The sequence below is a fragment of the Shewanella sp. QJM3NY_23 genome (assembly GCF_056173105.1).
On record NZ_CM149657.1, the window covers coordinates 3,258,945 to 3,276,869 of the forward strand.

Sequence of the window (17,925 nt, forward strand, 5' to 3'; positions counted from 1 at the left end):
ACGGCATACAACGCCTGGAGACAAAACCATGGGTAAGCCCTATTCCGTATTAGTTGTCGATGATCACCCTTTATTACGTCGAGGCATCTGTCAGCTGATCGCTTCCGATGCCGATTTCACCCTATTTGGGGAAGCAGGTAGCGGCTTAGATGCACTGGCGTTAGTGGCCGACAACGAGCCTGATATCGTATTGCTCGACCTCAATATGAAAGGGATGACTGGGCTTGATACCCTCAATGCCTTGCGTCAAGAGGAGATCACTAGCCGCATCGTGATTTTAACCGTCTCTGATGCCAAACAAGATGTAGTGCGCCTGATCCGCGCCGGAGCCGACGGTTATCTATTAAAAGACACCGAGCCCGATCTGCTGCTCGAGCAACTGAAGCAGGCGATGTCGGGACAACAAGTACTTTCTGCCTCAGTAGAAACCTATTTACAGCCCCTGCAAGAGGGACAAGATGAGCAAGAATGGATAAGTAGCCTGACACCACGAGAGTTACAGATTTTACAGCAGCTAGCCGAAGGTAAAAGCAATAGAGTGATTGCAGAGCAACTGCATATCAGTGAAGGTACGGTAAAAGTGCATGTCAAAAACCTGCTACGTAAGGCCGATGCAAAATCACGCACCGAGATGGCTGTGCGCTACCTCAATCACTAAGCTTAATGAAACGTGAGTCTTGTTTAGGCTTAACCCAGTTACGCGCAATCATAATTTAGTTGAGCGTAGCCATGGTTAAGCTTAAATCATGGCTAAATTATCAATAGCAATGGGATGCGCCGTGGATGACTCGCCCCGCCTTAGATTAGCGGCTCTCGTGAATAAAGGTACGCCAGCTGGCTAAGGCTTGCTCAAAATCTTCTAAACCACAAAACGCCTCAGACTCACCATTATAAAGTGACATGGACTCATCGAGCTCATAGTCATCTTCCATCTCTAACACATTCGCAAAGACCCGCACTTGCTCGGTGTCTAAGTCGATTGATATCGCTTTACCCAGGATACGCTTTTCACTGAGCGTGCCTTGCTGCAACTGCAAAATCACTTGTTTTATTTGCTCATACAGCAAATTGTCTTCGCCCAGCTCATCGACAAACCACAGCCCCATGATCTCATGATCCATGGTGAAATTAGCCACTAAGGTACCCGTTAATGTATTGCGGCGAAATTCATATTCCATCACTAAACCCTAAAATTGTTATGCCACTCTCAATGATAAATTCTACCCCAAGCCTAAGCGCAATGCGCTGTTATCTTGCCTCGTCTGCGCCGCTTGTTGACAAAACCAACGTTTCAGTCAGTTTCAAGCCCAACCTAAATACTGCTCACTGCTACGTAAGGCAAATTATAGCCACAAAAAAGGGCGCTAAGCGCCCTTTGTACTATATCGAGTCAGCGACTACTTTTCGCTGGCTTCTGCCGCTGCAGCGGCTTTTTCGATAGAGAGTAATTCAACTTCAAAAATCAGCGTTGAATTAGCTGGAATAGTACCAGTGTCACGATTGCCATAAGCCAATTCGGCAGGAATAACAAACTTGTACTTGGCACCAACAGGCATTAATTGAACACCCTCGGTCCAACCTGGGATAACACGGTTTAGTGGAAACTTAGCGGGTTCACCGCGAGCAACAGAGCTGTCAAATTCGGTACCGTCAATCAATGTGCCCACATAGTGCACCTCAACAGTATCTTCAGCTGCTGGCATATCACCACTGCCTGCGACTAACACTTCATATTGCAGGCCTGAGTCTGTGGTCGTCACGCCTTCTTTAGCCTTGTTTTCTGCTAAGAATGCCGCACTTTCTGCCAAGGCTTTTTCAGCCATAGCGGTCGCCTGTGCCTGACGCTTCTCATTTAAGGTTTCGTCTAAACTTTGCAATACGGTTTGCATCTCTTCTTCGGTCAACTTAAGCTCATCGTTCAAACCATTGCTGAACCCTGTGATGATGAGGCTACGGTCAACAGGTAAGCCTAGCTCTTCTTGCTCTTTAATATGACCTGACATGTATTTACCAATAGAAGCACCAACACTGTATGCTTGCTTTTGCTGCACAGTGTCTAATTTAACTTCAGCGGCGGTTGTTGATTGTTGCTCTTGGTTACAAGCGGTTAAACCAACCACTGCTAGCGCGACCAGTGAAATTTTGTAAATCGACTTCATTAAAAGCTTCCTCAGCATTTTCTTGTGGTTACAATAACCTTACTTTTCTAAGACGAACCACTTTATACTAGTTAATTAACATATACCAATTACATTATTGATGTTAAGCCAGCCCCATCACTGTGATCCGTTAGCCCTAAGTGGCTGCGCCGTGACAGGCAGCGTCAATGTAATCGCCTTGAGCTAAAGACAATATATTGCGGAGCAAGTTCATGAAAAGTTTCACTGTGCTGCTAATTTGTGCATTATTTATCACCGCCTGCCAACCACAGCCTGAAACAACCGTCATTATCAGCCAACCCAGTTATAGCGCTACCCTGTCTGACGAGGCGCGCTACCTGTTGATCAGCACCGCCAATAGCGATTTACAATTGTGGGATTTAACCACGCACACCCAGAAGTATCGCTGGTTTCACGGTGAGCAAAAAAGCCAAGCCATCGACACCGCTATTTCTACCAATCAGCAATACGCCGCTTCACTGAGTCGCGACTCTGTGGCGCTGTGGAGCATCGAAGATGGTCGCTCGCTCGGATGGTGGTCCTTACCTGCTAGCGGGCAAACTGTAGCGATCGCCGATAGTGGAGCCCTGTTAATCGGCCTCACCGATGGTAGCGTGATGTCATTGGCGCCGAGCCAAAATCGATTAATCAAATTTCTGGGCCACAGTGAAAAAGTCAACAGCGTGGCCATCTCACGTAATGGAGAACTTGCCCTCTCGGGAGCCAATGATAACCAAGTGATCCTCTGGCATGCGACAACAGGCCAACCGATACATACTTGGTCGCTGCCCAGCCGGGTGATTAATGTCAGCTTAAGTCAGCAAGGTGAGCTGGCTTTTGCCTCCGACAGCACCAATCAAGCCATCATTTGGAACACCCAAGATGGCAGCCAACACAGCCAACTCAATATTCATCGACGTACTCATAATTTTTCCAGTGCACGCTTTACTCGTGACAACAGCAAGTTACTAACGGGCACTCCGGCTAGAGAAGTGAGTGTCTGGCGAGTTTTAGATGGAAAAATGCTGGTTAATTGGCGAGTCAGTCGCACAGAGCATGCCCAAATCAAAGGAGCCGTTGTATACTCAGTAGCTGAAGATAACCATCATCAGGTCAGTAGCATTAGTAGCAATGGTCTACTGGAAACTTGGCCTATGCCGCCCTTATAGAGGAAATTATTGGTGCCACTAGAACAACGAATTGAAGAACTTGAAATGAAACTTGCGTTTCAAGAGAGTACTATCGAAGCACTGGACCAACAGGTCATTAAGCTTAATGCCATTGTCGATGAACAGCAGGAAAAGCTGCGTATACTGGTCGATAAGGTGCAGCAATCTGAGCCAAGTAATATGGCTAATCCCGCGGATGAAACGCCGCCACCGCACTACTAAATCGATGCTCTGAGTGGCGATTACCCGCCACTCCGGTAAGTTATCGCGATAGACTCTAGCGCAAGGGAGCGAGACTGACATGCTGTTAACCCTATACATTCATCATCTTAAGGTAATAACCTGATGAAACGACTCGTTATGATTATGCTCGTCAGTCTAAGTGTATCGGGTTGCGCCTTTAACAGCGTATTCATTAGCTACCCGTCGCAAATCGCCCCGATAAAAGCTGCATTAAATCGACCCACCACCAGCCCTATCTACCACCAGCTGGATGATAAAATAAACGGCGCAGATAAATTGTTATACGCCCAAGAAGCTGGCAGAGTAGCGCAAATAGGTGGCGACTTCAGCGCCAGTAAAGGCTATTACGATAAGGCAATTGACGCTTATCAAGCCTTTGATGAGCAAGCTACCCTCAGCATCTCGGATACCGGCGCCAAAGCCTCTAGCCTGTTGATTAACGACAATGTGATCCCTTATCGTGGACCTGGGTTTGAGCGCATCATGCTGCATCAGTACCAAGCACTGAACTACCTGTTCAGTGGCGACAGCGAAGCCGCCTTAGTGGAAGTTCGGCGCAGTAATCAACTGCAAAGTTCAGAACAAGCCCGTTATCAAAAGTCGATGCAAGCGGTGCAGTCGATGGCCAACGGCACCATAGATGCCGAGATCAACAAACTGGGACAAGCAGCGGGCAACACCACCAGCTCGTTTTTAAACGCCTACAGTTATTACACCACAGGGTTACTGTATGAGTTATTGGGCGAGGCTAACGATGCCTTTATCGATTATCGCAAAGCGGCGCAAATTACCCCCGACAACCCTTATCTGCAACAAGATTTAGTCCGATTAGCCAAGCAACTGTCAATGCCGCAAGCGGATGATTTTGTTCGCCGCTGGGGCGATGCTAACCCCGCCAGCGCAGGGCAAGGACAAGTGGTGTTATTAGTCGAGCGCGACTTTGTCCCAGAAAAGCAAAGTTTTACCGTGCCTTTTTCTATCCATGGCAATTGGCAAACGGCATCATTAGCCACCTATTACCCCGACCGCTCTCCTGTGCGGCCCGCACAGATTAATGGCCTTGAGCGCCGCTTAACCGCCGCGCCACTCGCCAACATCGACGCCTTAGCTATCACAGCATTAAAAGAGGAGTTGCCCGCCGCGCTGTTTCGCCAAGCGGCTCGCATTTACGCTAAATCAGAAATGGCAAGACGGGTGCGAAGCGACTCAAAAAATGCTAACAATCAATTCGATGCGGCGGCGCTTGCCATACAAATTTTTAATGTCGTCACCGAACAACCCGACCGACGCAGCTGGCTAACCCTGCCAAAGCAAGCCCAAATCGCCCGTGATTATGTGGATGCTGGCCGCTATGCTATCCAACTCGACCAAGGTCAGGCGCAGACGATAGACGTACAAAGTGGTAGAACAACATTAATTTGGATAATTGATACTGGTAATTACACCCGCTTTTATTCAATAATCATTTAACCTCATTACAGGAATCGGTATGTTTATGAAAAAATTCAAGCTCATTTTTATCATTGCTGTGGCCATCGGCCTAGCGGGCTGTCAATCACGGGTTCAATACGGTGATGCTACTGAAGTAGAAACCGTAAATGAAAACTTCGGTTCCACCGATCTGCAAGCGATCACCGCCAAAATGGTCGACAGCATGTTGACTTTCCCGCCCGTAGTGGCAATGACAGCCAACGATCGTCCCATTATTTTTGTCGACAAGATCAAAAATAAAACCTCTGAGCATATTGATACCGAATCAGTTACCGATTCGATCAGCAACAAGTTACTGCGCTCAGGTAAGTTCCGCTTTATCGACATGACGAAGGTAGACAGTGTCCGTAAGCAACTGGATTACCAAAATAACTCTGGCATGGTTGATCCTTCAACTGCCATTAATTTTGGCCGCCAAATCGGCGCGCAGTTTATGCTGTATGGCAACTTGTCGAGCATAGTCAAACAAGATGGTAGCACCACAGATGTGTACTACAAGATGACCATGCGTTTGATGGATCTCGAAACGGGCCTCATTGAATGGTCTGATGAAAAAGAGATCCGTAAGACACGCTCTAAGTCGTTCCTCGGTTTGTGATCTTTGCCTGCTAAAAAAACCAGCAACGTGCTGGTTTTTTTATGGCAGGTGATACATCGACTTCCGATCACATCAGCCTCGATTGATTAATGACAACCTCATAATGGCTCAAAACAATCACACTTTGAAACACCGCCTGCCGGCTAAACAGCGACACTCAGGCCTGAGCCTGTGTATCATGGCCGCCGCGGTGCTATTGCTCAGCGCATGTCAAAGTACATCCACGACGCAGCCTGCTCGCCAAGCACAAGATAACGCCACCATCAGCGCCGAGCAGGCACGCTCGCGTGCCAATCGCATCAGTGATATTCACTATCAATTGGCGCTAGATGTCAGTGACAATCAGCACTTTCGTGGCGATGCCACCATCAGCTTTACCTTAAGTGACAACGACGCGCCCTTATTATTGGATTTACATCAGGCGCGGCTGCACCACGTCACGATTAATGACCAGCGCCTCTATCCCAATTACGATGGTCAGCATCTAAGCCTTTCGCCCTCGCTGCTTAATCGTGGTAGTAATCAAGTCAGTCTCAGTTATAGCCACCCATACAGCATAGGCGATCAGGGACTGATCCAAGCTATCGATGCCGTTGACGGTCGCCGTTACCTCTATAGCCATCTGCTGCCCGCCAGCGCCCAGCGCATGATGCCGGTGTTCGATCAGCCCAACTTAAAAGCGGTGTTTCAACTCTCGGTCACCGCTCCCAGCGACTGGCGAGTGTTCAGCGCGGCCGCTGAGCAAGAACAACGCCACGGCACAGACCTTAACCAATGGCACTTTGCGCCGAGCCCCCCGCTGAGCCCGCATACATTTTCGCTTATCGCGGGCCCATACCATCAATGGCAGTCGGATGAAGCATCTCTGACGCTGCGATTGCTGGCGCGGCAATCGATTGCCCACCAGATAGACGCCGACACTTGGCTGGCGCAAACCCAGCGAGGACTCACTTTCTACCGTCAACAATTGGGCGTCGACTATCCCTTTAATCATTACAACCAAATTCTGGTACCACACCTGCCGACACAGGCGATGGCCAATGCTGCCAATGCTGCCAATGCCACCTTTGCTGAAACCGCTATTGATTCGACGCCTTCCTTGTCACTCAATTTACGCACCTTAGCCCAGCAATGGGTGGGTAATTTAGTGACCTTAAATTGGTGGGATAGTTTTTGGCTCAGCCAGAGCCTAGGTATTTTACTGGCCAACAAGGCGATGATTGCAGACGCTTCCACCCCCGCCTGGTATCAAGACATACACAATGTTTACCAGCTCGATGACAAGTACAGTCTAACCCCGCTAGAACAAGCTGTGATAAATAGCGCGCAGGTTGAGCCAAGCGTCAATCCAGCCACGCTCAGCAAAGGGGTCGCCCTGTTAACCCAGCTCAATTACTTGGTGGGCGACACCGCTTTCAAGCAAGGCCTGCAGCATTACCTTAAGCAGCACCGTTTTGGCAATGCCAACCTTGACGATTTTATCGCGAGCCTAAGCTTGGCGGCCAAACGCCCGTTAGCAACATGGGCCCAGCAGTGGCTCTACCAGGCTGGCATTAACCGTATCGAGGCGCAGTTCCAGTGCAGCAACGGCCGCATCAGCCACTTTAATCTACATCAGAGTGCCAGCGAGCTATATCCCACCTTACGGCAACAAAAGGTTAAACTGGGGCTGTTTACCTTGGGCCGTGATGCACTGCATCGCAATTTGGTCGTTGCAACCACCTACAGTGGTAGCGACACCGAGATTAAGCGGCTGCAAGGGGTGCGCTGTCCCGATTTGGTGTTTCCCAACTACCAAGATTGGGGATATGTGCAGGTACAACTTGACCCACAATCCTTAACGACGGCGCTATTGCATCTGAGTAAAATCGACGAGCCCAAGCTGCGCATCATGCTGTGGCAAGCCCTGTGGCACAGCGTCACTCGGGGCGAGCTCACTCTCGACAGGTTTCTTGGCAGTGTATTTATCAACGCGCCGCAAGAGAATGACCCCCAGGTATTACAACCTCTGTTAAGTCAGTTGAGGCAAGCCAAGGCGCTGCTTGAGCAGATGAGTCCCAATCGGCAGCATTACAGCCAACGGGCGCTAAGGGCATTAGAGCAGATGAGTCTGCGCCTGACTATGACCACTCAAGCTACACCTGAGATCCAACACTTGTGGCTTGAGGCCTATATTGATTTTGCGCTCAGCCATCAGGCTAAGCAGCACCTAAGTGCACTGCTTAACGGCACCGAGCAGCTCACTGGGGTTGAGCTGACGCCTGCCCTGCGCTGGGCCATGGTGATCCACCTTAATCGTTACGATGCCATAGGCGCCCAGCGACTATTACAGCAAGAAAAGCTGCGCGACACTTCGCCGCAAGCGGAAATCCTAGCCCTGAGCGCCGAAGTCGCGCAGCCCATTGCAGCGCAAAAACGCCAATGGTTTGAGCGCATACAGCAGCATAACGCCGATGCCGATAGCCTGATGTTGGCTAAACTGCTGCGCATCATGCCGCACCTTTACCCTAGCGAGCAAAAAGCCCTTAGCCAAGCAACCGCCGAGCAACGCTTAAATGAGCTTGCGCAGCTAGATAAACGTAATAGCGCCCGCTTTATGCAGGCCTACAACCAGTTTTTACTGCCGCGAGAGTGCTCTTACGCTAGCGTGGCGCGCTTATCGCGCTTGCTTAATAGCGAGCCTGACTTGAGCCCGGTCACTCAGCGCGGCGTGAAGCAGGCTATCGAGGATGAACAAGCCTGCATTATGATCCAGCAACCTTTGCGCCAATAACATAAAAAATGCCACCCCAGAGGGTGGCATTTTTTGATGGTCTAACACATGGGTTAGCTACTTGAGCACACCGAATATCAAGCAATATCTACGGCGAACATATAGGGTAACGGGCTAGGCCGACACTATGTAATACAGTCGATGGATAAACCGTATGCGATAAACCTAAGGGGCTTAAATAAACAGCTCTTTAATGTTTTTCAGATCGCTCTTGCCTTCCAGCAGCTCTTGCTGTGATAACCCAGACACTTCATGAGGGAACACCAACCAATCATCAGACTCATGGATAAAGTAATCCGGCTTTAGCTCAACTGCGGTGTTTTTAGGTTTGTAATAAGGGCAAGCAATACGCACATCGGTTGGCATATTAAGGCGCATCAGCTCTTGGAGCTTGGTTTTAAGCGCGTGGATGCTGCGGCCTGAATCAAACACATCATCGACAATCAATAACCCACCATCGGCATTGGCATTTTCAACAATGTAATGCAAACCATGCACTTTAATCTTTTTGCTCTGCTGATTAATGCCATAGTAAGAGGAAGTACGAACGGCAATATGATCGGTGTCGACCTTTTTAAAATCAAAATACTCCTGTACCGCAATCCCTATTGGAGCACCACCACGCCAGATCCCAACAATAAATTGTGGTCTGAAACCACTGTCAAAAACTTGGGCTGCTAAACGAAAGGAATCTTCAAGCAACTCCTGTGCAGTAATAAAGCGTTTCTCTGACATCTGACCGTCCCCATCTTGTTATATTTAGTATTCGATTGGGTAAAGTGTAATCTAAAAAGATTAGCCTTTGCCCAAATTCAACGTAGCACAAGAATATCGGATTGAAACTCAAAACGATTAAAAAATGGCTACGGGATTTTGGAGCTGGATTTTATACTAAAAAACCTGCCCCTGCAGGACTAAATAGCTAAAACTGCAGGGCAGGTTCACTTTTATAAACAGTAAAGCTGTCAAGTGAAGGCTAAGCTGGGCTTATTAACCTACGGACTTACACCAGCGTGACTTTCACCTCACCTGCCAGAGTAATGGCGCTCGCCTGCTTATCGCTGGCCTCGCTAAAGTCTGGCGACATTAAGGTGTCGACATAATGCCAGTCACTTTTAACCTGATTGTGATCGAAGCTGAGCACCATAAAACCGCGATCGCGCAGATTGGTGTATTTCAGCCCCTCAACCAGATCAACAATGCCCGCTTCGGTAACACTTTGCTGATCGGCTTCAATGCCTAAATAGTACTCCAACCCTGGAGAGGAGACCGAACTGGTGGCAAACTCAACACCCACACTGTCGCCATGGCTGTCGGTTAACTCGTTTGCCCAGGCATTATGGGTGTCACCCGCGATCACCACCAAGTTAGCGCCTTTGGCTTTAGCTGTGGCTAAAATCACTTCTCGCTCATAGGCATAGCCATCCCAGGCATCTAAATTATAGGGAATGGCAGGCAGTTGCAGCAAGGCCATCACTTCGGGCGTCAGCTTATGCTGATTAGCGATCAAATAGCTGTACTCTTGCGCCGTTAAGGTTGGATCGCCGGCCTGCGCCCGCGCAGCAAGTTGCGCTAAGGCCCCCAGCTCGGCGTATTGATACACAGACAATTTTTGGGTGGCGATAGCCGCTGGCAACAACATACTGCCCATCAGCACTTGCTGGCCCAGTACCTGCCACTTACCAGTGCCATTAAGCAGCGATGCTTGCAACCACTGCAACTGCTCAGCCCCCAACATAGTGCGGGTGTCACTGGTGACATCGGCCATAAAGCGCGCGCTGTCGATAGTATTGCTGGCATCATCGATATAGTCGGCATAATCGAGCTGCTTATCACGCGCTAATTGGCGGGTATCGAGCATATGTAAATCGACCAAGTCGCCAAAGCTAAATGAGCGATAGATCTCTTGATGATTGCCCTCTGACCATGGACGAATAGGCAGCCACTCAAAATAGGCTTGCAGCGCGGCGGTTTTGCGCGCTGCAAAATCCCCTTCATCAGCATTGTGGTTTTCTGCGCCATCAGCCCAACTATCGTTGGCCACTTCATGGTCATCCCACACCGTAATAAAGGGGACTTTGGCATGTAGGGCATTTAACGCGGCATCACTGCGGTACTGAGCGTAGCGCGTGCGGTAATCGCTAAGGGTTAACAGCTCACCGGCGGGTAACACTTCCCGGCCAAGCTCGGCGGCATTTTCACTGGCATAACCCCCTCGGCCATATTCGTAGATATAATCGCCTAGGTGGATCACCGCATCGAGCCCCGCTATTTCACTGGCCAGTTGATACACATTAAAATAGCCTGCAGGAAAGTTAGCACACGACATTACCGCTAATTTAACTTGCTCCACTGCGCCCTCGGGTAAGGTCTTGGTCATCGCGACCTCGGAATAAACCTCGCCGCATTTAAAACGGTAATAATACGCTGTGCCCGACATTAGGCCGATGGCATCGACTTTCACCGTATAATCGCGCGCGGCAGATGTGGTGGTTTCGCCGTTGCCAATAATATTGCTAAAGCCTTCATCGGTAGCGATTTCCCAACTGACATTAAGATCCCCCTCAACCTCTGGCGTGACTCGGGTCCACAGGATCACCGCCTCGTGAGTGGGATCGCCACTGGCAACCCCATTGAGAAATTCCCCCCGGGCAGCGTTAGCTAGCTCATCATCGTCACTGCTTGAGCAGCCCATTAAGCCATAGGAGATGACCGCGGCGCCCACTCCTTTAGCCGACATGGCTAAAAAATCCCGGCGTGAATAGTGTATTTTCATTGTTATCCCTTTCATGGTTATTCTTATATTGATGCCGATTATCCTGGCGAAACACACTTCACGTCATAGGAGTACAGCTTAAGCATGGCAAAGCAATAACCTTAAGTTATGCTCGGCGCTTGGTAAGAGGTCTAATGACGATAAGTATTATTTAACGATATTGCAACATTATTACAAGCTCAGCCAACTGCCGATTAATTAACCTAAACCAAATTTAAAGGTGACAGTGCGCCTGTCATGTAGTTAAGAATCAAACATGAAATTGTAACTAATAAACAGATATTTAACGCAGTCAACATTGCTGCTATTATCATCGACATACTCACTGTCAGTTGAAGGAATCAACAATGCACGTTAGCGATATTATGAGCACCAACCTCGTCTGTATTAGCGATCAGGCGACCGCCAAAGATGCCCACCTATTGATGCAGAGTCGTGGGGTTCGCCACTTGCCAGTCGTCAGTGAGCATGACGGGCATCTAGTGGGAATATTGACTCATAAGAAGATGATCTCCACCGTGATCCACATGCTTACCGCTTATGGCCCCGATGCGCTCGATCGCAAAGAGCGTAAAACCTTAGTGACAGACATTATGGAAAAGCAGTTTCAACAGCTCAGCGCCGATGAGCCGCTAGCCGTGGTGGTCGACTATTTTATTGATAACAAATTGGGGTGTTTACCCGTTGTAAATAACAGTAACCAGATTGAAGGGATCATCACCTCATCGGACTTTGTGAAACTGTGTGCCACACTGTTGAAAGCCTAAGCCCTTATAGCAAAAGATAGGCAAACAGGGGCGCCACAACGACCATAGTGATGCCTGTAAAGATCATGGTGAGACTCGCCACAACGCCCTCCTCGGCGCCAAATTCTGCCGCCTTGGCCGCGCCCACACCATGAGCAGACGCCCCTAATGCAGCCCCTTTAGCCAGTGGGCTGCTAATTTTGGCTAAGGTAAATACAGGCCCACACAGCAGCATACCTAAGACGCCGGTGAGCAAGACTAACATGGCAGTCAAGTCAGGCTCGCCACCAAATACCGTTGTTGCTTCTATGGCAAATGGCGTTGAAACTGAACGCACCAATATACTGTGCGACAACTCTGGCGGCAGGTAGATCAATTTAACCAACAACCACGAAGAAAGTAACCCCACAAGCAAGCCTGTGATAACCCCTAAACTCAGGGTTAAGGGGTAACGGGCGATCAGATGGCGCTCTCGATAGATTGGCAACGCAAAAGCAATGGTGGCAGGTGCCAACAACGCACTTAAATAATGGCTGTAAACAAAGTAAGTGGGCAGTGGGATAGCCAACAGCACCACAAAAGTCAGCAGACACACAGGCGTCAAAATCATCGGTGACAACCACCAATAACCATAAGCACGATATAAACGTTTACTGACAAAATAACACAACAGGGTTACCACTAAGCAGACAACCGCTAAACTTTGAGACGCGATAAACGCTTGCATATTAATGGCCTATTCTTGTTGATTGCGTCGTAGCAGCCGATGTACTTTTACTGCGATTTCGACGGTGCTCAAATCGAAACACGCAGTCAATCACCACTCCTGTGATCAACAATACACAAACACTGCCTAGCACTAAGGTCAGTAGCAAGCTGACGCCATATTGTTCAAACAAGGGCGCATAATGCAGTGAAGCCACCACAGGCGGAATAAAAAACAACAAGAGCTCCCCTAATAACCAAGTTGCACCAACGGCCACAAAACGTTCGGGTAACCAATTAAGTGCCAGTAAACCAAACAAGCCCACCAACCCCACAACACTGCTAGGGATAGGCAGCGACAAGATATTCACTAACCATTGCGCCGATATGGCGAGCAAACAGAGTAAGCCAACTTGCAATAGCGTCTGCAATAGACGTTTTAGCGATAAAAAAGAGTAACTCATAGCAGAAACTTAAACGGAAATAAGATGAATAGGATTATTTTACGCTTGCATCATTAATAGAAAAAATGAATATTATTTATAAACTACATAACTAAAAGCTATTCATAAATGGATCTCAAGGCTCTGCATTACTTTGTCGAAATCGTTAATTGTGGCGGGTTTAATCGCGCGGCCACCAAGATCCATATCAGCCAACCGGCGCTATCTAAATCGATAAATCAATTAGAAGCCGAGTTGCAATTGCCGCTACTGATGCGCGGCAAACGCGGCACAGCCGTCACCCTTACGATCCATGGCCAATTAGTTTACCGCTATGCACAACAACTACTTAATACCAAGCAGGCACTATTTAACGAACTCGATGCACTCAAAGGCCTCAATCAGGGCGAGTTAAAACTGGGGCTAGCGCCGCTGGGCAGCGCCGAACTGTTTGCCCCTATCATCGCCAAATATCGCCAACGCTATCCACACATAAAGACCCAACTATTGGTGCGCGGCGGCGTAGAGCAGAGCTTAGCGCTGCAACAAGGCGAGATTGAGCTCGTCACAGGTATTATTGAACTCAATCAAGACTTTGACGCCATCGCCATTCATACTGAGCCCATGGTGGTGGTGTTACCCAGCCAGCATCCGCTAGCGGCCAACACTGACATCCCAATGAGCGCGCTACAGCACTGCCCGCAAATTCTGTTTGAACCTGAATTTTCTTTACATGAAATGGTAATTAGCGCCTGTAATGATGCTGGGGTGACACTGGATAACCCCACCCACGTTAATCAGCCTGAATTTGGCATAGCCTTAGTGGCAGCTGGAATTGGCGTCATGTTGCTGCCCAAGTTTATCGCCGAGCGTTATCAGCTCGAAGGCGTTGTCAGCCGAGCTCTGACACAGACCCAGCTTAAGTGGCGCATGAGCCTATTTTGGGAGAAAGAGAAGCCACTGTCATTTGCAGCCAGTGCCATGATAGATCTGGTGAATGAGCATCTACAGCTCCAACCATAAAACCAAACGCCGCCCTATTGGCGGCGTTGATAAACATAGCGTAGTTAAGAACGTGGAGTTACGACCCCATAGCTACGACCCCATAGCTACGAACCCATGGCGACGAACCCAAAGTTACGAACGCAGTTTACTGATCCCAGACATAAGCAATACCGCAATGGCACCTGCGACAACCCCAAACAAGGCATTAAGCACACTTGGGGTGATAAAGCTCAATACCGGCCCGACCATCGCCCACTGCTCCACCACAACTGCCCACTGGTTAAACAGTTCACTCAGGCTATGAATACCGTGAGTTAAAATGCCGCCCCCCACCATGAACATCGCGATGGTGCCAACCACGGTTAAGCCGCGCATCAAATAAGGCGCTGCATTAACCAAACTGTGGCCAAAACGGCGCCCTAAGCGTGTCAGTAGGCTTTCGCCCTGACGCTGGCTTAAGTACAGGCCAGCATCATCAAGTTTCACAATTCCCGCCACTAAACCATAAACCCCTATGGTCATCAGCACTGCAATAACGCTTAAGGTCACCACCTGGGTCATAAAGCTAGTGTGGGCTACCACGCCCAATGTGATGGCAATGATCTCGGCTGACAGCACAAAGTCGGTACGAATCGCGCCACTGATTTTCTGTTTTTCATAGGCTTGCAGATCGAGCGCGGCAATATCGACATGAGGCTCGCTGCTCGGCTCATGGAGCTGAGTTGCGCTGTGATAAACCTTCTCAAACCCTTCATAACAGAGAAACAGGCCACCAAACATCAGTAATGGGGTCACCGCCCAAGGAATAAAAGCACTGATCAACAAAGCCGCCGGCACAAGAATCGCTTTATTACGCAATGAGCCTTTAGCCACCGCCCAAACCACAGGCAGTTCACGATCAGCGTTAATGCCTGAAACCTGCTGGGCATTGAGCGCTAAATCATCGCCCAATACCCCTGCGGTTTTACGTGCAGCCATCTTACTCATGGCCGCGACGTCATCTAAAATGGTGGTAATATCATCGAGCAAGGTTAACAAACTTGCGCCTGCCATAGGTTCTCCTTTAATTAAAAAATCCCAGCGATATCCTTTATCAAAACCGATTCATTCGGCCATACGACATCGATACAGGGTTAAATTACGCTGCAGATAAGCCCGTTACCAGCAGAAAAATAGAATAATGCGCTGTTGCCACATTCTAGGCTAAGTAAGTTAAACAAACAGAAGCATTTCACATACCCCTAACAGCAAGTATGAGTATAATAGCGACAGAAGATTCGTTTATCCTTACAGGAACTCCTTATGACTCAAGATGAAATGAAAAAGGCAGCAGGTTGGGCAGCCCTAAAATACGTTGAGAAAGACACCATAGTTGGCGTCGGTACTGGCTCAACAGTCAACCATTTTATTGATGCCTTAGCCACCATCAAGGCCGATATCGAAGGCGCAGTATCGAGCTCTGAAGCCTCGACTGAAAAAATGAAAGCCTTGGGTATTCCTGTATTCGATCTTAATGCCGTTGACGATGTAGCCGTATATGTGGACGGCGCTGACGAAATCAATGGTCATATGGATATGATTAAAGGCGGTGGTGCGGCGTTAACACGTGAAAAGATTGTTGCGGCAGTGGCGAAAAAGTTTGTCTGTATCGTCGACAACACTAAGCAGGTGGATGTATTGGGTGAGTTTCCACTGCCTGTGGAAGTGATCCCTATGGCGCGCTCTTATGTGGCACGTGAATTGGTTAAGCTTGGTGGCGATCCTGTGTATCGTGAAGGTGTGGTGACCGACAACGGTAACGTGATCTTAGATGTTTATAATATGAAGATCGTTAACCCTAAAGAGCTAGAAGAGAAGATTAACCAGATAGTCGGCGTGGTCACTAACGGCTTATTCGCCCTGCGCGGCGCCGATGTGCTCTTGGTTGGTACCCCTGATGGCGTCAACACCATCAAGCACGACTAACCATTTGAATGATAGTCAGCGGTATACCGCTCACATGCAATAACTCAGCGGTGTATTGATGATTAACCAGTAAAAAGTCACCATAAAAAAGCCACCCCATGTTCATGGCGTGGCTTTTTTAATATCACTATCTTGTGCTAAAGGGGTCTTAAGTTAGCTAACATCTGTCATTAAATAGGCTTATTGGCCACTTAATCTTTTACCAAAAGAAATAGCATAAGCGGTTGAGCGCAAACGTAAAATACGGTCATCACTTGACTCAACCCCTTGAGCCAACGCATTTGGGTCGAAGTTAATCAAGTCGCAGCTGTTATCGCCGCTGCTGGTAATACTCAATGTGCCCAAGGTGATCACTTCACGATCTTCTGGCCACGCTTGTGATGGATTATTGGTGACATCATCGGCCTGACCGATAACCGCTTGCAGCTCAAAATTGGCCGGGCCTTGGCTTAGCTCCTCTTTCAATTTGTCGGCTAAAAAGGTGTTTGGCAACTGCTTCATCTGCGCTTCGGTTAATAGTTGCTGCCCCTCTGTCGGCACTAAACGCCATTTAAACTTAGTTTTCTTACCTTGGTCATCGACAAAGTAGAAGGCATGAATACCGTGATAATTGACCGATGCATAAGAGCTTGGCGGATTATTGGCTTGCAGCCAATTAAACTGCGGCAAGGTACTTGGGTGATCCTGACGGTACTGCGCCACTTGGCTAAAATCGACTTTACCTTGTTCGTTAGGCACTAAGGTTTCAAGTAAACCTAAAAAGACTTCGGGTGACTTACCCGGAAAGACTGGTGTGGTTAAGCCTGCAATGTAGTGCACGCTACCATCGGCCATGGTGAACTTAACTCCCACTCCACGCGGGCTTCGCTCGGTTTCATTGGCCGCAGGGTTGCCGCCTGCCATTGAAAAACGAATGTTAGCCGTGGATTTTTCACCATTAAATAGGGCACTACTAGAATAGCGACCACCGGCATCGGTAGGGGTAAACTCACCTACGGCGCACACCCCTTTGGCATGGCCTTTACGCACACCCGGCTGTTTACCCGCAAGCTTTTCAAATACATTAATAAAATCTACGCCAGTGGCTTCTGCGTGAACCGCGCCGCTTGCTGCCATGGTTGAAACTAAACATGCTGATAGTGATAGTGCTTTAAAATTCACGATGAACTCCGCTAAACGTTATCAATTAAATACGATGGACAGTAAGACCGCGCTTGATCACCTTTTATTTCACAAGAGGTTAAATAAGCGCATTTAATTACCAGCAGCTAGTCAGTACCACTTTGTATTAAGCCTGTCCCTGTTGAGCTTGAAGAGTGAAGAGTGAAGACTTAAGTCTTAAAAAAAGATAATCGCTGCCGCGCCATGGCGTAGAAAAAAACGCCTAAAGCATATCAATGCCTTAGGCGTTTTAGTGGAGCGCACTCACTAGAGGCGCGCGGCCACACTAGAGCGAAAAGTTCGCTATGGTCTTTTGGATCCCTACCACATCGGTGCCTTTTTTTAGCTCTTTAACCAGCGGCTCTTTTTGCCCTGAGATCCACAGCTTTAATTCGGCGTCCATATCAAAGGTTCCGGCAGTTTCCACTTGAAAGTGAGTAATGGCCTTATAAGGCACAGAGTGATAACTGACCTTTTTCCCCGTTACCCCTTGTTTATCTATCAAAATGAGGCGCTTATTGGTAAATACAAACATATCGCGCACCACGCGATAGGCCAAAGCCAGCTGCTCATTGTCGCCCATAATGGGGCCTAGCTCGGCCGCCAACTCCTGTAAATCAACCTCTGAAGCATTGCCCATTAGCGCATCTAACAGTCCCATGATCTTTTCCTTAAGTCAGTGAATGTGGCG

Annotated in this window: 18 protein-coding genes; 9 read left to right on the forward strand and 9 right to left on the reverse strand. The window is 48.6% G+C overall.

From position 1 onward, the window contains the following. Positions 1-28 precede the first annotated feature (28 nt). Positions 29-658 carry a response regulator gene (locus AC0VXX_RS14470; RefSeq protein WP_475514815.1) on the forward strand — a complete coding sequence of 210 codons (630 nt, stop codon included), beginning with the start codon at positions 29-31 and terminating at the stop codon, positions 656-658. A 145-nt stretch (positions 659-803) separates the two neighbouring features. On the opposite strand, the gene AC0VXX_RS14475 is transcribed toward AC0VXX_RS14470, so the two are convergent. Further along, positions 804-1,178 carry a YacL family protein gene (locus AC0VXX_RS14475; RefSeq protein ID WP_475514816.1) on the reverse strand — a complete coding sequence of 125 codons (375 nt, stop codon included), beginning with the start codon at positions 1,176-1,178 and terminating at the stop codon, positions 804-806. A 219-nt stretch (positions 1,179-1,397) separates the two neighbouring features. Further along, the gene (fkpA, locus tag AC0VXX_RS14480; protein ID WP_475514817.1) at positions 1,398-2,159 is read right to left on the reverse strand and encodes an FKBP-type peptidyl-prolyl cis-trans isomerase; all 762 of its coding nucleotides are present in this window, start codon (positions 2,157-2,159) and stop codon (positions 1,398-1,400) included. Between the two features lie 212 nt (positions 2,160-2,371). Here fkpA and AC0VXX_RS14485 point away from each other — a divergent pair, with 212 nt between their 5' ends. The 5 genes from AC0VXX_RS14485 (at position 2,372) to pepN (ending at position 8,433) form a co-directional block, all read left to right on the forward strand. Further along, the gene (locus AC0VXX_RS14485; protein ID WP_475514818.1) at positions 2,372-3,328 is read left to right on the forward strand and encodes a WD40 repeat domain-containing protein; all 957 of its coding nucleotides are present in this window, start codon (positions 2,372-2,374) and stop codon (positions 3,326-3,328) included. A gap of 9 nt (positions 3,329-3,337) precedes the next feature. Next, positions 3,338-3,550 carry a SlyX family protein gene (locus AC0VXX_RS14490; RefSeq protein WP_110457257.1) on the forward strand — a complete coding sequence of 71 codons (213 nt, stop codon included), beginning with the start codon at positions 3,338-3,340 and terminating at the stop codon, positions 3,548-3,550. 123 nt (positions 3,551-3,673) lie between these two features. Then, on the forward strand, positions 3,674-5,041 hold the full coding sequence (locus AC0VXX_RS14495; protein WP_475514819.1) for a COG3014 family protein: 1,368 nt from the start codon (positions 3,674-3,676) through the stop codon (positions 5,039-5,041). A 25-nt stretch (positions 5,042-5,066) separates the two neighbouring features. After that, entirely contained in the window at positions 5,067-5,660 is a 594-nt protein-coding gene (gene lpoB / locus AC0VXX_RS14500; RefSeq protein ID WP_119977742.1) for a penicillin-binding protein activator LpoB, read from the forward strand. 103 nt (positions 5,661-5,763) lie between these two features. Then, on the forward strand, positions 5,764-8,433 hold the full coding sequence (pepN, locus tag AC0VXX_RS14505; RefSeq protein ID WP_475514820.1) for an aminopeptidase N: 2,670 nt from the start codon (positions 5,764-5,766) through the stop codon (positions 8,431-8,433). Between the two features lie 174 nt (positions 8,434-8,607). Here pepN and AC0VXX_RS14510 read toward each other — a convergent pair whose 3' ends face one another. Further along, positions 8,608-9,168, reverse strand: coding sequence for a phosphoribosyltransferase (locus AC0VXX_RS14510; protein WP_110457254.1), 561 nt, complete (start codon positions 9,166-9,168; stop codon positions 8,608-8,610). A 268-nt stretch (positions 9,169-9,436) separates the two neighbouring features. Then, positions 9,437-11,209, reverse strand: a complete 1,773-nt coding sequence (locus AC0VXX_RS14515) for an alkaline phosphatase D family protein (protein WP_475514821.1) — start codon at positions 11,207-11,209, stop codon at positions 9,437-9,439. 347 nt (positions 11,210-11,556) lie between these two features. Between AC0VXX_RS14515 and AC0VXX_RS14520 the strand changes: the two genes are divergently transcribed. Next, positions 11,557-11,976 carry a CBS domain-containing protein gene (locus tag AC0VXX_RS14520; protein ID WP_475514822.1) on the forward strand — a complete coding sequence of 140 codons (420 nt, stop codon included), beginning with the start codon at positions 11,557-11,559 and terminating at the stop codon, positions 11,974-11,976. A gap of 4 nt (positions 11,977-11,980) precedes the next feature. Here AC0VXX_RS14520 and AC0VXX_RS14525 read toward each other — a convergent pair whose 3' ends face one another. Together AC0VXX_RS14525 and AC0VXX_RS14530 are read right to left on the reverse strand one after the other, a co-directional pair. Further along, the gene (locus AC0VXX_RS14525) at positions 11,981-12,682 is read right to left on the reverse strand and encodes an LrgB family protein (protein ID WP_475514823.1); all 702 of its coding nucleotides are present in this window, start codon (positions 12,680-12,682) and stop codon (positions 11,981-11,983) included. Position 12,683: 1 nt separating this feature from the next. Next, a complete protein-coding gene (locus AC0VXX_RS14530) occupies positions 12,684-13,124 on the reverse strand; it encodes a CidA/LrgA family protein (RefSeq protein WP_475514824.1) in 441 nt (146 codons plus the stop codon). A 108-nt stretch (positions 13,125-13,232) separates the two neighbouring features. Here AC0VXX_RS14530 and AC0VXX_RS14535 point away from each other — a divergent pair, with 108 nt between their 5' ends. Next, the gene (locus AC0VXX_RS14535) at positions 13,233-14,126 is read left to right on the forward strand and encodes a LysR substrate-binding domain-containing protein (protein WP_475514825.1); all 894 of its coding nucleotides are present in this window, start codon (positions 13,233-13,235) and stop codon (positions 14,124-14,126) included. 114 nt (positions 14,127-14,240) lie between these two features. Here AC0VXX_RS14535 and AC0VXX_RS14540 read toward each other — a convergent pair whose 3' ends face one another. Next, positions 14,241-15,161, reverse strand: a complete 921-nt coding sequence (locus AC0VXX_RS14540; RefSeq protein ID WP_475514826.1) for a DUF808 domain-containing protein — start codon at positions 15,159-15,161, stop codon at positions 14,241-14,243. A 249-nt stretch (positions 15,162-15,410) separates the two neighbouring features. Here AC0VXX_RS14540 and rpiA point away from each other — a divergent pair, with 249 nt between their 5' ends. Continuing rightward, positions 15,411-16,073 carry a ribose-5-phosphate isomerase RpiA gene (rpiA, locus tag AC0VXX_RS14545; protein WP_475514827.1) on the forward strand — a complete coding sequence of 221 codons (663 nt, stop codon included), beginning with the start codon at positions 15,411-15,413 and terminating at the stop codon, positions 16,071-16,073. A 180-nt stretch (positions 16,074-16,253) separates the two neighbouring features. On the opposite strand, the gene AC0VXX_RS14550 is transcribed toward rpiA, so the two are convergent. Further along, the gene (locus tag AC0VXX_RS14550) at positions 16,254-17,234 is read right to left on the reverse strand and encodes a catalase family peroxidase (protein ID WP_475514828.1); all 981 of its coding nucleotides are present in this window, start codon (positions 17,232-17,234) and stop codon (positions 16,254-16,256) included. A 286-nt stretch (positions 17,235-17,520) separates the two neighbouring features. Next, positions 17,521-17,895 carry a PH domain-containing protein gene (locus tag AC0VXX_RS14555; protein ID WP_475514829.1) on the reverse strand — a complete coding sequence of 125 codons (375 nt, stop codon included), beginning with the start codon at positions 17,893-17,895 and terminating at the stop codon, positions 17,521-17,523. Positions 17,896-17,925: the final 30 nt, after the last annotated feature.

What these genes read in the sequence shown, in the direction of transcription:
- AC0VXX_RS14470 (WP_475514815.1), top strand. Translation starts at nt 29, where the DNA reads ATGGGTAAGCCCTATTCCGTATTAGTTGTCGATGATCACCCTTTATTA.
- AC0VXX_RS14475 (WP_475514816.1), bottom strand. Translation starts at nt 1,178, where the DNA reads ATGGAATATGAATTTCGCCGCAATACATTAACGGGTACCTTAGTGGCT.
- fkpA (WP_475514817.1), bottom strand. Translation starts at nt 2,159, where the DNA reads ATGAAGTCGATTTACAAAATTTCACTGGTCGCGCTAGCAGTGGTTGGT.
- AC0VXX_RS14485 (WP_475514818.1), top strand. Translation starts at nt 2,372, where the DNA reads ATGAAAAGTTTCACTGTGCTGCTAATTTGTGCATTATTTATCACCGCC.
- AC0VXX_RS14495 (WP_475514819.1), top strand. Translation starts at nt 3,674, where the DNA reads ATGAAACGACTCGTTATGATTATGCTCGTCAGTCTAAGTGTATCGGGT.
- lpoB (WP_119977742.1), top strand. Translation starts at nt 5,067, where the DNA reads ATGAAAAAATTCAAGCTCATTTTTATCATTGCTGTGGCCATCGGCCTA.
- pepN (WP_475514820.1), top strand. Translation starts at nt 5,764, where the DNA reads ATGGCTCAAAACAATCACACTTTGAAACACCGCCTGCCGGCTAAACAG.
- AC0VXX_RS14510 (WP_110457254.1), bottom strand. Translation starts at nt 9,168, where the DNA reads ATGTCAGAGAAACGCTTTATTACTGCACAGGAGTTGCTTGAAGATTCC.
- AC0VXX_RS14515 (WP_475514821.1), bottom strand. Translation starts at nt 11,209, where the DNA reads ATGAAAATACACTATTCACGCCGGGATTTTTTAGCCATGTCGGCTAAA.
- AC0VXX_RS14520 (WP_475514822.1), top strand. Translation starts at nt 11,557, where the DNA reads ATGCACGTTAGCGATATTATGAGCACCAACCTCGTCTGTATTAGCGAT.
- AC0VXX_RS14525 (WP_475514823.1), bottom strand. Translation starts at nt 12,682, where the DNA reads ATGCAAGCGTTTATCGCGTCTCAAAGTTTAGCGGTTGTCTGCTTAGTG.
- AC0VXX_RS14530 (WP_475514824.1), bottom strand. Translation starts at nt 13,124, where the DNA reads ATGAGTTACTCTTTTTTATCGCTAAAACGTCTATTGCAGACGCTATTG.
- AC0VXX_RS14535 (WP_475514825.1), top strand. Translation starts at nt 13,233, where the DNA reads ATGGATCTCAAGGCTCTGCATTACTTTGTCGAAATCGTTAATTGTGGC.
- AC0VXX_RS14540 (WP_475514826.1), bottom strand. Translation starts at nt 15,161, where the DNA reads ATGGCAGGCGCAAGTTTGTTAACCTTGCTCGATGATATTACCACCATT.
- rpiA (WP_475514827.1), top strand. Translation starts at nt 15,411, where the DNA reads ATGACTCAAGATGAAATGAAAAAGGCAGCAGGTTGGGCAGCCCTAAAA.
- AC0VXX_RS14555 (WP_475514829.1), bottom strand. Translation starts at nt 17,895, where the DNA reads ATGGGACTGTTAGATGCGCTAATGGGCAATGCTTCAGAGGTTGATTTA.